General features: G+C 71.0%; 11 protein-coding genes. 8 read left to right on the forward strand and 3 right to left on the reverse strand.

What is annotated here, in order from left to right:
- Positions 1 to 378: GbsR/MarR family transcriptional regulator (locus tag ACQKIP_RS26345; protein WP_427744267.1), on the reverse strand; the 378-nt coding region annotated here is incomplete at its 3' end.
- A gap of 146 nt (positions 379 to 524) precedes the next feature.
- Here ACQKIP_RS26345 and ACQKIP_RS26350 point away from each other — a divergent pair.
- The 3 genes from ACQKIP_RS26350 (at position 525) to ACQKIP_RS26360 (ending at position 4,760) form a co-directional block, all read left to right on the forward strand.
- Positions 525 to 2,090 carry a GMC family oxidoreductase gene (locus tag ACQKIP_RS26350; RefSeq protein WP_365856217.1) on the forward strand — a complete coding sequence of 522 codons (1,566 nt, stop codon included), beginning with the start codon at positions 525 to 527 and terminating at the stop codon, positions 2,088 to 2,090.
- Between the two features lie 70 nt (positions 2,091 to 2,160).
- Positions 2,161 to 3,609 carry an aldehyde dehydrogenase family protein gene (locus ACQKIP_RS26355; RefSeq protein WP_365856215.1) on the forward strand — a complete coding sequence of 483 codons (1,449 nt, stop codon included), beginning with the start codon at positions 2,161 to 2,163 and terminating at the stop codon, positions 3,607 to 3,609.
- Complete coding sequence (locus ACQKIP_RS26360) at positions 3,606 to 4,760, forward strand: M20 family metallopeptidase (RefSeq protein WP_365856213.1); 1,155 nt, start codon at positions 3,606 to 3,608, stop codon at positions 4,758 to 4,760. The genes ACQKIP_RS26355 and ACQKIP_RS26360 overlap by 4 nt, the downstream gene beginning before the upstream one ends.
- A gap of 52 nt (positions 4,761 to 4,812) precedes the next feature.
- On the opposite strand, the gene ACQKIP_RS26365 is transcribed toward ACQKIP_RS26360, so the two are convergent.
- The gene (locus ACQKIP_RS26365) at positions 4,813 to 5,031 is read right to left on the reverse strand and encodes a hypothetical protein (RefSeq protein ID WP_365856211.1); all 219 of its coding nucleotides are present in this window, start codon (positions 5,029 to 5,031) and stop codon (positions 4,813 to 4,815) included.
- A gap of 581 nt (positions 5,032 to 5,612) precedes the next feature.
- Here ACQKIP_RS26365 and ACQKIP_RS26370 point away from each other — a divergent pair.
- The 5 genes from ACQKIP_RS26370 (at position 5,613) to ACQKIP_RS26390 (ending at position 10,789) form a co-directional block, all read left to right on the forward strand.
- Positions 5,613 to 6,380: a helix-turn-helix domain-containing protein gene (locus ACQKIP_RS26370; protein ID WP_365856209.1), complete on the forward strand. Its 768-nt coding sequence runs from the start codon at positions 5,613 to 5,615 to the stop codon at positions 6,378 to 6,380.
- A 182-nt stretch (positions 6,381 to 6,562) separates the two neighbouring features.
- Positions 6,563 to 7,558 carry a LacI family DNA-binding transcriptional regulator gene (locus tag ACQKIP_RS26375; protein WP_365856207.1) on the forward strand — a complete coding sequence of 332 codons (996 nt, stop codon included), beginning with the start codon at positions 6,563 to 6,565 and terminating at the stop codon, positions 7,556 to 7,558.
- 124 nt (positions 7,559 to 7,682) lie between these two features.
- Positions 7,683 to 8,138 (forward strand): RpiB/LacA/LacB family sugar-phosphate isomerase, encoded by a 456-nt coding sequence (locus ACQKIP_RS26380; RefSeq protein ID WP_365856205.1) that lies wholly within the window; start codon positions 7,683 to 7,685, stop codon positions 8,136 to 8,138.
- A 139-nt stretch (positions 8,139 to 8,277) separates the two neighbouring features.
- Positions 8,278 to 9,663 carry an MFS transporter gene (locus tag ACQKIP_RS26385; protein WP_365856203.1) on the forward strand — a complete coding sequence of 462 codons (1,386 nt, stop codon included), beginning with the start codon at positions 8,278 to 8,280 and terminating at the stop codon, positions 9,661 to 9,663.
- Positions 9,664 to 9,817: 154 nt separating this feature from the next.
- The gene (locus ACQKIP_RS26390; protein ID WP_365856201.1) at positions 9,818 to 10,789 is read left to right on the forward strand and encodes an NAD(P)-dependent alcohol dehydrogenase; all 972 of its coding nucleotides are present in this window, start codon (positions 9,818 to 9,820) and stop codon (positions 10,787 to 10,789) included.
- A gap of 48 nt (positions 10,790 to 10,837) precedes the next feature.
- On the opposite strand, the gene ACQKIP_RS26395 is transcribed toward ACQKIP_RS26390, so the two are convergent.
- The gene (locus ACQKIP_RS26395; RefSeq protein WP_365856199.1) at positions 10,838 to 12,070 is read right to left on the reverse strand and encodes a lytic transglycosylase domain-containing protein; all 1,233 of its coding nucleotides are present in this window, start codon (positions 12,068 to 12,070) and stop codon (positions 10,838 to 10,840) included.
- Positions 12,071 to 12,136 lie beyond the last annotated feature (66 nt).

The raw sequence follows: 12,136 nt of genomic DNA on the forward strand, positions 1-12,136 counted from the left end.
GCCCATGCCGCGGCCCCGCTCCTGCGCGGTGCGGGCGAGTTCGAGCAACTGCTGGGTCTGGTCGAGCTGATGCTGGAGGCAGCCGCTCCACGCGTCGTCGCGCCACACGTAACCGGCCTGGCGCACGCCGGGCACCTTGACCCGTTCGACCGTGCCGTTCGCGACGAGCAGGCGGGTCATCTCGGATGCCGAACCCTTGCTGGCCCCCAGGGTCGTCTGCAGTTCCGACAGCGTCATGGGGGCCGGGCTGAGCATGAGCACACCCGCCAGCCGCCCGGCCATGGGCGGCCATCCCATCGCGCGTCCGATCCGCTGACCGAAGTCCTCGATCAGCGGCTCGTCGCCCATGGCTGAGTTGCTGTCGGCGGCTGGCGACACCCATCCCCCTGTACGGAAAAAAATGAATATTCATTCTTGACTGAACTTTCTTCGTACGTCAGATTACCAGCATCCGCGCAGAAGTCACCGGCGCGGGACGCTCCCGCATCGCGGCGCAGCGACTCCTCCCGCACCAAGGAGTAGAGATGGCAGCACACGGTTTCGACCTGATCGTCGTCGGCGCGGGCTCAGCGGGTTCGGCGATCGCCTCCCGCGCCGCCGCTCGCGGCCGACGGGTCCTCCTCCTCGAGGCGGGCCCCGACTACCGCTCGGCGCAGATGCCGGAGGCGTGGCGCTCGCCCAATCCCGTGGTGGCCCTCATGGACCCCGCGGCCTCGCAACACCTGGTGTGGACCGGCCTGAACTCCTCACGCACCGAAAAACAACTGCAGGCCCCGTACTGGCGCGGCCGGGGCGTGGGCGGCAGTTCGTCCGTCAACGGCCAGATCGCGATCAGGCCGCCGATGGAGGACTTCGAGGAGTGGGCCCGGCTCGGCTGCACCGGATGGACCCCCGGGGATGTCCTGCCCTACTTCGCCAAGCTGGAGGACGACGAGGAATTCGGCGACGAGACCTACCACGGCCGCGGCGGACCGACCCCGATCCACCGCACCCCCAAAGACGCCTGGGGAAGCGTCGACCGGGCCCTGGCCGACTCGGCCCTGGCGGCGGGGTTCGGCTGGGCGCCCGACGTCAACGCCCCCGGCGCCACCGGAGTCTCGCCCTATCCGATCAACTCACGTGACGCGCGCCGCGTCAGCGTCAACGACGCCTACCTCGAACCCGCACGCGAGCTGGCCGGCCTCACCGTCCGCGGCGACGCGCTCGTGGACACCGTCCTCTTCGAGAACGACCGCGCGATCGGTGTCCGTGCGGTGATCGACGGCTCCGTCGTCACCGAGTACGCGGACGAGGTGATCCTCAGCGCCGGAGTGATCCACTCCCCCGCTATCCTGCTGCGCTCGGGCATCGGCCCCGCCGGTCAGCTGCGGGCGCTGGGAATCGAGGTCCGCCAGGACCTGCCGGTCGGGCTGGGTATGCAGGACCACGCGATGACGGTGCTCTCGCTGCCATTGCGGGCCGAAGCCGCCATCAAGTCGCCGCACGACCGGCACACCAATGTGTGCGTGCGCTGGTCCAGCGAGGCCGGTACGCACTCCGACGACCTCATGTTCGTCTCGCTCAACCAGAACGTGCTGGCCATGGCCACGGCCAACACCCAGTCGCACGCCGGTGCCTTCGGCGTCTGGCTGAACCGCACCCACTCGCGCGGCGAGCTCACGCTGGTCTCCACCGACCCTTCGACACACCCGTACGTCGCGCAGCGGATGCTGTCCGACGAGCGTGACCTCGCACCGATGCGCGAAGGTGTGCGTGCCCTCGTCGAGTTGAGCCGCAGCGCCGGGACAGCAGCCGTGCTCGGCGGATCGGTCGAAGAGGCGAACCGTCCGCTGTTCGCGGCCCTGGCGAACGACAGCGACCTCGACGACTACCTGCTGTCCACGGTCATCGACGCCCAGCACGGCACGAGTACCTGCCGGATGGGCGCCCCGGGGGCCGCCGGGACGGTCGTCGACCCGGCCTGCCGGGTGCAGGGGGTCCGGGGTCTGCGGGTCGTGGACGCCTCGGTCTTCCCGTCCGTGCCCCGGGCCAACACCAATCTCGCCGCCATCATGACCGGCGAGCTCATGGCCGACCGGCTCGACGCCTGACCCCGCCTCGTACGCCCGGGGCCGCCGGGATACCTGGTCCCGCCCCGTACCGAACAGAAACGGCATCACCATGGAAACCCTGCAGAACTTCATCGGCGGCCGGTGGGAAGAAGCGGTCGGCGAGGATGTCGTCGCCGTGGTCAACCCCGCCACCGAGGAAGCCTTCGCGCACTTCCGCGCGGGCAACGCCGCCGACGTCGAGCGTGCCGTGGCCGCGGCGGGCGCGGCACAGTCCCAGTGGGCCGCGCTCACCGTGGCGCGGCGCGTGGAACAGATCCACGCCTGGGCCGACGCGATCGCCGCGCACACCGACGAACTGGCCGAACTGGAATGCCGGGAGATGGGCAAACCGGTCGGCATCGGGCGCACCTTCATAGCGGGGGCCGTGGCCGGGCTGAAGGCCGCCGCCGACCAGGCGCTGACGTACCCGTTCAGCGAAACGGTGGCCGGTCCGGGGCCGGCGGGCGAGCGGACCGACATCGTCCGCCACCCGCTCGGCGTCACCGCCGTGATCACCCCGTGGAACTTTCCGGTCGTCATGGTGCTCGGCGCGCTCGGTCCGCTGCTCGCCGCCGGGAACACCGTCGTGGTCAAGCCCTCCGAGCTCTCCCCGGTCTCCACGGTGCGGCTGCTGGAGCTGGCCGCTTCCGCCGGGCTGCCGCCGGGCGTGCTGAACCTGGTCCTCGGCGACGGCCGCACCGGCGCGGCGCTGGCGGAACACGAAGGGGTACGGCTCGTCCACTTCACCGGCTCCGTCGGGGCCGGTCGCGCCGTGGGGGCGGCGACCGGCCACCGCCTGAGCCGCAGCGTGCTCGAACTCGGCGGCAAGGACGCCGCCGTCATCGACGCCGGGGTCGATCCGGTGGCCACCGCGCAGGCCGTCGCCTTCGGCGCGTTCATCAACACCGGCCAGATCTGCACCTCCATGGAACGCATCTACGTCCATGAGCGGATCGCGGACGAGTTCGTCGAGGCGCTGACCGCCGCTGCGCGGACCTTCACCGTCGGCGACGGTCTCGAGCCCGCCACCATGCTCGGGCCGCTCGTGGACGCGCGGCAGCGCGAGACCGTACGACGCCACGTCGAGGACGCCGTGAGCAAGGGCGCCACCGTCCGCGCAGGCGGTGCCCTACCGGAGCGTCCCGGCTACTTCTACCCGGCGACCGTGCTCACCGGAGTCGACGACACCATGCTCGTGATGACCGAGGAGACGTTCGGCCCCGTAGCGCCCGTCACCGTCGTCTCCAGCTTCGAGGAGGGCCTCACGCGCGCGGCTGCCTCCCGCTTCGGTCTCGCCGCCACCGTGTACACCGACGACCCCAATCACATCGCGGCAGCCGCGCACCTGCCCGTGGGCGTCGTCTGGATCAACCAGTGGCAGGGCGGCGGACCCGAGCGGCTCTACGAACCCGCCCGCGACAGCGGCATGGGAGCCACCGGGGCGCGTGCCGCGTACGACGCGGCGACCCGGCCCGCCGCCGTGCACATCGCTGCCACCGCCCCGGCAGGCGCCCTGTGACCGCCGCCAAGGAAGCTGCGGCAGGGCGCATCCGTGCCGCGGAAGACGACCTGATCGCGCTGTCCCACCGGATCCACGCCCACCCCGAGTTGGCCTTCGAGGAGCATCTCGCCAGCCGCTGGGTCGCCGATGCCCTGAGCGAGGCGGGGTTCGCGGTCCGGCACGGATACTGCGGACTGCCGACCGCCGTGGAGGCGACGGTCGGCACCGGGCCGACCCACATCGCGATCTGCGCGGAGTACGACGCCCTGCCCGGCATCGGCCACGCCTGCGGCCACAATGTCATCGCCGCCGCGGCGGTCGGCGCCGGTCTGGGACTGGCCCCCTTGGCGGACGAACTCGGCCTGACGGTACGGGTACTTGGCACGCCCGCCGAGGAAGGCGGAGGCGGCAAGGTGCTGATGCTGGAACAGGGGGCCTTCGACGGCGTGCACGCGGCCATGATGGTCCATCCGGCCGCGATCGAGATGGCGGCGATGCCCGGCCTGGCCGTCACCCAGTTCGACGTGACCTACCAGGGCAAGGCGGCTCACGCCGGCGCCTACCCCGAGTTGGGCGTCAACGCGGCGGACGCCATGACGCTGGCTCAGGTGGGCATCGGGCTACTGCGTCAGCAGACCAGTGCCTCCGACCGCATACACGGCATCGTCACCGAGGCCGGCTCCGCCGCGAATGTCATCCCCGACTCCAGCCGCGGTCGCTGGATCGTACGCAGCGGCAGCATGGACGCGTTGCGGCCGCTGGCGGAGCGGGTGCACCGCTGCTTCGAGGCGGGCGCACTGGCCACGGGCTGCGAGTTGTCCACCGCGCCGGTCGGTCCCGACTACGCCGACCTGCGGCCGGACCAGGATCTCCTCGCCCTGTGGGTCGCCAACGCGACGGCGCTCGGCCGCCGTTTCCCCGAACTGCCGAGCACTGTCGCGGGCGCCGCCACCGACATGGGAAACGTCTCCCATGCCGTGCCCACCATCCACCCCATGCTGGGCCTCGACTGCCTCCCCGCGGTCAACCACCAGCCGGAGTTCACCGCCGCGTGCCGCACCCCGACGGCGGACCGCGCCGTGATCGACGGGGCAATCGGCATGGCCTGGACGGCCATCGATGTCGCCGAAGCGGCTGCGCGCCGCGCGGAGCCGCACACGGCCGTCTGAGGGGAGGGGGCGTCACGGCCGACGGCCGTCCACGCCATGCTGATTGCCCCGTTCAGGGGGCGGTGTCTTCCTCGTACAGCACCCGTCCGTGGGAGCCCTCGGGATGCTGCGACAGCGGCACGACCTTGAGATCAAGACGGCACGGCGGGCAGAGGTAAATGACCCGCCCGCCGCAGGAGATCGTGGACTCAAGGCCGACGGCGATCGGCTCAGCCGTGTCCTCGCGGCACTCCCGGCACGTTTTGATCACCGCGGACACACCGGCGCGCACGCCCACAACTCCGCGGTGGTCTCCCTGCCGAAGTTGTCCCGGTACGTGACGCAGCCGAGCAACCGATCACGGAACAGGCGCCGCCCGCACAACGCACAGGCCTGCTCGGTCAATTGAAGGTTGCTGAGTGTCTTCGCATCGGGCAAGGCCTCGGGCTGCGCGCTCACGGCGTCCGCTCCGGGGCCACGTGGCTCACCTCGTACACGCCCGCACGAAGGATCTCGTCTCCCTCGGCCTGACGGACGCGTCCGGGATCGGCGTCCCACTCACGCCCTCCACCGGGCGGGCGGAGCTGAAGATACGGCCCCTCATGCCCCATCACCCGCCCAAGCCGCTGCCGCCGCAGGTCGATGACCAGGACACCGACGGGGTGCTTTTCGATCACCTCGGGGGTCGTTCTCTCGGGAGCTCGCTGATCGCCGTTGTTCGACACGTTCGCCCGCTTCCATCGGGGGTGGCTGTCACCGTTCACAGTGGCCGCACCACGGCGGATCGCGCGACGACGCTCAGGACGTTAAAAGGGCGCCGCGTAGGGCGTCATTTCGGTGTCATTACACAGGTGACCGGACTACCGTTACCGCATGAACACACCGAACGGCACCCTTCGGGCGGTTCGCATGGGACTGCTCCTCAGCCAGGATGAATTCGCCCGCGCCATCCGTGACGCCGGAGCTCGCGCCGGCCAGCGGAACGACGCTTCGAAGCGCCTTGTGCAGCGATGGGAGAGCGGCACCACAGCCGCCCCCCGTCCCGTTTACGCCAGAGCCCTGGAAAGCGTCACGGGCCTGCCTGTCGAGAGCCTGGGGTTCGCAGCCCAAGTACCCATGGCACGCATCTCCGACGACGGCCGGGGCGGACACGACCTTGAAGGCTCGCCCGTCGGTATCCCCGAGGCGAGCGGTTCACCGACCCCTCAGGCCTCGCCTCGCATCAACTACTCCGGGGTGTGGGTGTCGCGCTACGAATTCGTGAGCAGCGGCCGGAACAACGAGGTGTTCACCGGCAAGCATCACGTCGTTCTGCTCCAGCACGGAAACAGGCTCACGGGCCGCAGCCTGCCGAACGCGTCGCTCAACCCCAACAGCCCTCTCACCCTCGATCTCCAGATCGACAACAGTGCGGTCACGGGCACCTGGCAGGAGGAGACGGCTCGCGACGGTTACTACCAGGGAGCTCGCTACTTCGGGGCACTTCAGATGCTGGTCGACCCGACAGGACGCCGGATGAGCGGCAAGTGGGTCGGGTTCGGCCGGGACTACGAGATCAACTCGGGGCCGTGGGAACTACGGCTCGTGGACGCGTCGACCAACAAGGCGACACTGGACTCGTACAACCGACCGCCGGAGTAATCCGCCACCGCCCCTCGGCGGCTCCTCGAGCATGACTGCGTGAGCCACCGCATGGCAGCGCTGCGCCCCTTGCCGGGCCCCGTAACACCTCTCCCCCTCCAGGGCCTTGCTCATTTCGCGATCTGTGTGGGATCTTGAAGTCGTTCGGTTCATGGAAACGTTTCCACGAGGAGGTGGGGCGGATGGCCACGATCAAGGATGTCGCCGCACGCGCCGGCGTCGCGCTGGGTACCGCGTCCCGAGTGCTCAGCGGCAGCAGTCAGACCTCGGCCGACTCCCAGGCCCGCGTGCTCGCCGCCGCCGCGGAGCTGGGATACGTCGCCAACGGCCCCGCCCGCTCCCTGCGACGCGCCCGCACCGACGTGCTGGGGCTGCTCGTCTCGGACATCCGCAACCCCTTCTTCTCCGAACTGGCGCACGCCGCCGAGCAGGAGGCGCGCCGCCACGGATACACCGTGCTCCTCGCCAACGCGAACGAGGACGCCGAGCAGGCCGACGCCTACCTCCAGACCTTCGCCTCCCAGCGCATCGACGGCCTGCTCTTCTCGCCGCAGAGCAGCGTCTCGCCGCAACTCGCGGCCACACTCGCCTCGGGGCTGCCGCTCGTGTTCCTCAACCGCAGCATCGAGGGCGTCGACGCCCCGCTGTACGGCACGGACAACGCGCAGGGCGTAGCGCACGTGCTCGCCTGGCTCCAGCGCCGCGGCCACCGCGACGTCGCCTTCATCGGCGGCCCGGACACGATTTCCACCGGAGCCGAACGCCGCGCCGCCTACCTCGCCGGGCGCCGGGCCCACGGCATCAGCACCGACGACAAGCTGCTCGACGCCGGTGACTTCCTCGCGGGCGGAGCGGCCGAGGCCATGGGCCGCATCCTCGATCGCGGCGTCCCCTTCACGGCCGTGTTCGGCGCGAACGGTCCGACCACCATGGGAGCCGTGCGCACGCTGCACGAGCGGCTCGGCGCGGAGCAGGCAGCCCGTATCGAGATCGTCTCCTTCGACGACCTCGACTGGTTCGAGTTCGCCTCGCCGCCCATCAGCGCGGTCCGCAACGTCGCCTCCTCGATCGGCCGGCTCGGCGTGCAAGGCCTCGTCGACCTCATCGCCGGCCGCACCGCACCGGGGCAACGCATCCCCACCACCTTCGCCGACCGCGCCCCGACGGATGCCCGATGAGCGCCCGGTTCGCGGTCGTCGCCACCGGCAGCGTCCACTGCTCCCCCACACCACCACCGAGCACTGCAACGTCCGTACTCCACCCGGCTACACCGCAGTGCGCCCTTCCCGAGAGGAACAACCGATGAAGGTCGCCCTCGGCGCGGATCACGCCGGATACGCGCTCAAGGACACCGTCCGCCAGGCCATCGAGGGACTCGGACACGAGGTGATCGACTGCGGCACCCACAGCAGCGAACCCGTCGACTTCCCGGACATCACCCGCACCACCTGCGAGGTCGTACTCTCCGGCTCCGCCGATCGGGCCGTGCTCGTCTGCGGCACCGGCCAGGGCGCCATCATGGCCGCCAACAAACTGCCCGGCATCCGCTGCGGCCTCGCCCACGAGCCCTACTCCGCGCACCAGGCCGTCGAACATGACGACGCCAACGCCATCGCCATGGGCGCCTGGCTGGTCCCGCACGCGCTCGTGCCCGACATCGTCCGCGAGTTCCTCGGCGCCGTCTTCGACGACGACGAAGAGACCCGCCGCCGGGTCGCCAAACTGAACGCGCTCGACGCCCTGACCCCGGCCCCCTGACACCGCTGCACCCCTGACACCGCTGACAACCAAACGCCCTGCCTGCGGACGACGACGCCGGGCGTTTCCTCGCCATGCCTTGTCATGCCCAGATCACGCACTCAAAGGATCCGGCGACCTCTCAACAAGGAGAACCCCCATGTCCACCAGCGTCCCCGCCGGACGGCGGAGCGTGCTCGGCTCCAAGGACCGCGTCAAGACCGCGGTCGCCGCCGCCTTCGGCACGAGCGTCGAGAACTACGACTTCATCGCATACGGCACCGCCTCCGCCCTCTACTTCGGCGCGGTCTTCTTCCCCGAGAGCGACCGGTTCGTCGGCACGCTGCTCTCCTTCGCCACCCTCGCGGTCGGCTTCGTCATGCGCCCGCTCGGCGGCGCCATCGGCGGCTACTTCGCCGACAGACTCGGCCGCAAGCCCGTCCTCGTCGCAGCCATGACCATCATGGGCGCCGCCACCTTCCTCATCGGCGTACTGCCGACCTACGCACAGGTCGGTGCGCTCGCACCGATCCTGCTCGTACTCATCCGCATGATCCAGGGCCTCGCGTTCGGCGCCGAGTGGGGCGGGGCGATCACCATGGCCTACGAGCACGCGCCATGGCACCGCCGCGGCATGTTCGCCGCGATCCCCCAGGCCGGCAACCCGCTGGGCATCGCCCTGGCCAGCGGTGTGTTCGCGTGGAGCGACACACTCGACGGCAGCTGGCAGTGGCGGACGCCCTTCCTGCTGAGCGCCGTCATGGTGATCGCGGCGCTGATCGTGCGCTCCCGGCTCTCCGAATCCCCTGAGTTCGAGGAAGCGCAGGCGAGCGGCAAAACCGAGAAGAACCCGCTCCGCGCCACCCTGGTCGACGACTGGCGCGGCATCCTGCGCGTCATCGCCCTGCGCGTGGTCGAGTCCTTCGCCTACTACTCCACCGCCACCTACCTCCTGAGCTACATCACCGAACGCCACCCCGACCTCAGGCCCGTCGCCCTGGGCGCGATCACCGTCGCCAGCATCCTCGCCATTGCCGTCACCTTCCTTGCCGGCGCGCTCACCGACCGCATCGGACGCCGCCCCATCTACATAGCGGCCTGTACGGCGGCGATCCTCTTCGCCTTCCCGATGTATCTGCTCACCAACTCGGCCCAACCCGCCCTGGTGGTCTCGGTATTCATCATCGGCATCGGCCTGATTCACGCATCGCTGACCGGAACCCAGGGCTCGCTGCTCACCGAGCAGTTCCGCACCGCGACCCGCACCTCGGGTGCCTCGCTCGGCTACCAAGTCGCCGCGGCCATCGGCGGCTTCGCCCCGCTGCTCGCCGCCGCCCTGGTGGGTTCCTTCGGCTGGCCGGGCGCCGCGCTGCTCTACCTCGGGGCGGCCGTGGTCGGCCTCGGCGGCATCCTCGCGACCAAGGAGACCTGGGGCCGCCAGGAGCGGGAGCGCGTGCTCGGCCTCGTGGCGGAGGAAACCCGTACGCAGACCGCGGCAGGGACCGCGGCGAATGACGCCCTGCCGCTGCCGTCCAAATCCAGCTGAACTCTGCTCCGCGTGCCCGGAGTGCCGGTTGGTGCCCGGGAAACCGGTCACCCCGACGAGTCCATGAACAACTCGTGCCCCGGTCTGGCCAACAGCACCCTCTCCCAGGACCATCCAAGGGAGCCCTGTCGCAACGGCGGTCGAGGAGGGTCCGATGCAGGCAATCGTCCAGGACGCTTTCGGATCCGCGGAGTTGCTGCGCCTGCGGGACATCGACCGCCCCACCCCCGGCGAGGACGAGGTGCTCGTACGTGTCCACGCGGCGGGCGTAGACCCGAGTGTCTGGCACCTCATGACGGGGCGGCCGTACATCGCCCGCCTCAGCCCGCAGATCGGTCTGCGGCGGCCCAGTCATCGCGTCCGTGGCTGGGATGCGGCCGGGACCGTCGAGGCGGTCGGCGCGAAGGTGAGGGGGGTCAGGCCGGGCGACGACGTCTTCGGCGAGTGCGACGGATCGTTCGCCGAGTACGCGTGCGGCAAGGGCGACCGGCTCGCCCCCAAACCCGCCTCCCTCTCCTTCGAGGAAGCCGCCGCGCTTCCCGTCTCCGGCATCACCGCACTCCAGGCCCTCGCCGTGGCACGCCCGGGCCCCGGCCAGCGGGTCCTGGTCATCGGGGCTTCCGGCGGTGTCGGAACATACGCCGTGCAACTCGCGGTCCACTACGGCGCCCGGGTCACCGGCGTCTGCGGCCCCGACGCGGGCGATCTGCTGCGCGACCTCGGCGCCGTCGACGTCATCGACTACACCCACGAGGAGATCACCGCCCGGCCCGTCCGCTACGACTTCATCCTGGACGCCGCCGGCAACCGCCCCCTGTCCCTCCTGCGCCGCGTCCTCACCTCACGCGGCACAGTCGCTTTCGTCGGCGGCGAGAGCGGAGGCCCCGTACTCGGCGGCATGGACCGCTGGGCGCGCGCCCTGGTGCTGTCCGCCGTCGTGAGCCAGACCTTCCGCCCGGTGTTCGCAGCCGTCCGCCGACGGGACCTGCTGACCCTCAAGAACCTCGCCGAGACCAAGGCGATCACTCCGGTCATCGACCGCACCTACCCACTCGCCGACGCCCCGGCCGCCGTCCGCCACCTGGAGAAGGGACACCCACGGGGCAAGCTCGTCATCACGGTCTAACGCGTGCTGCGCCTGGAGCAACGACTGCCCAAAGAAGACCGGGCAACGCTAGCCGTCGCAGGGGTCGGGGGGCGTCGAATCGGTCGGCGAGAGCGTGGGCGATCCCGTCGGTGAGGGGGTCGGTGAAGGCGAAGAGGGGTCCGAAGGTGTCGGGGTGTCGGAGGGGGACGGGTCGTCCGTCGGGGACGGGGCGTCGGAGGGGGTAGGGGAAGGGCACTCCGGGGTGGTGGGGTCCGGGTCGGTGGGGTCGGGAGTGGTGGGCCTTGGGCGCGGGCCGGGACTTGTCGGGCGCGGGCCCGGGCGGGTCGGGTCCGGGGAGGCCGAGTCGCCGGGGCGGGGGTTGGCCGGGTTGGACGGCTGGGGGCCGATGACCAGGCCGCCGCCGTCCCCGCCGTCCCCGCCGTTCGGGCGGGTCGCCTGGGTCTTGCCGCCGGGGCCGGGGCTGGTGGGCAGCGGGCCCCGGCCGTCGGGGACCTCGTGGGCGCCGCGGCGGTAGAAGTCCAGCCAGGCCAGGACCGTACGCAGATAGGCCGACGAGTGGTTGTAGCTGAGGATCGCCCGGTCCAGGTCCGCCTTGATCGCGAGGTTGCGGTCGCCCGCGCACAGGTAGCGGCCGGCCGCGAGCGCGGCGTCGTGGATGTTGTTGGGGTCGGCGCGGCCGTCCCGATTGCCGTCGGCGCCCCAACTGGCCCAGGTGGAGGGGATGAACTGCATCGGCCCCACCGCCCGGTCGTAGGTCGCGTCGCCGTCGTACTTCCCGCCGTCCGTGTCGGAGATCCGGGCGAATCCGCTGCCGTTCAGGACCGGGCCGAGGATGGGCTTGAGTGTCGTACCGTCCGCGTCGACCCGGCCGCCGCGGGCCTGCCCGGATTCCACCTTGCCTATGGCGGCCAGGAGTTGCCAGGGCAGGCGGCAGCCGGGGTCGGTGTCGGCCAGGGTGTCCTCGGCGCGCCGGTAGGCCGTAAGGACAGTGGCCGGGATGCCGGACTGGGTCCGCACCTCGGGGATCTCCTCGCCCTTGCCTCCCGGTTTACCCTTGCTGCCGCGCAGCGGCGGGAGTTCGGTGTGGTAGGCGTCGGCCGAGGGTCCCGCGGGCGCAGTCCACCCGCCGTCCCCGCTGCCGCTGTCCGGGGCCGCGCCGCGCCGTGGCGCGGCGATTGGGCCGCCGGGTGCGCCCGATGCGGTGAGACCGGCCACCGCTACGGCCGCGACGACCGTGCCGGCCATGCCCCGGCGGATGCGGCTGCTGCCCTTCTTGCGGTGCTTGTTGCTCGCTGCCATGACTCACCTCTCGACGTTGCGGCGCTCAGCAGTTGGGGGTGGCGGGCCGGTCCGCGAAGCGGTCGG

This window comes from Streptomyces sp. NPDC059900, from assembly GCF_050270335.1.
Lineage (GTDB): Bacteria > Actinomycetota > Actinomycetes > Streptomycetales > Streptomycetaceae > Streptomyces.

What these genes read in the sequence shown, in the direction of transcription:
- ACQKIP_RS26370 (WP_365856209.1), top strand. Translation starts at nt 5,613, where the DNA reads ATGAACACACCGAACGGCACCCTTCGGGCGGTTCGCATGGGACTGCTC.
- ACQKIP_RS26395 (WP_365856199.1), bottom strand. Translation starts at nt 12,070, where the DNA reads ATGGCAGCGAGCAACAAGCACCGCAAGAAGGGCAGCAGCCGCATCCGC.
- ACQKIP_RS26385 (WP_365856203.1), top strand. Translation starts at nt 8,278, where the DNA reads ATGTCCACCAGCGTCCCCGCCGGACGGCGGAGCGTGCTCGGCTCCAAG.
- ACQKIP_RS26380 (WP_365856205.1), top strand. Translation starts at nt 7,683, where the DNA reads ATGAAGGTCGCCCTCGGCGCGGATCACGCCGGATACGCGCTCAAGGAC.
- ACQKIP_RS26355 (WP_365856215.1), top strand. Translation starts at nt 2,161, where the DNA reads ATGGAAACCCTGCAGAACTTCATCGGCGGCCGGTGGGAAGAAGCGGTC.
- ACQKIP_RS26350 (WP_365856217.1), top strand. Translation starts at nt 525, where the DNA reads ATGGCAGCACACGGTTTCGACCTGATCGTCGTCGGCGCGGGCTCAGCG.
- ACQKIP_RS26390 (WP_365856201.1), top strand. Translation starts at nt 9,818, where the DNA reads ATGCAGGCAATCGTCCAGGACGCTTTCGGATCCGCGGAGTTGCTGCGC.
- ACQKIP_RS26375 (WP_365856207.1), top strand. Translation starts at nt 6,563, where the DNA reads ATGGCCACGATCAAGGATGTCGCCGCACGCGCCGGCGTCGCGCTGGGT.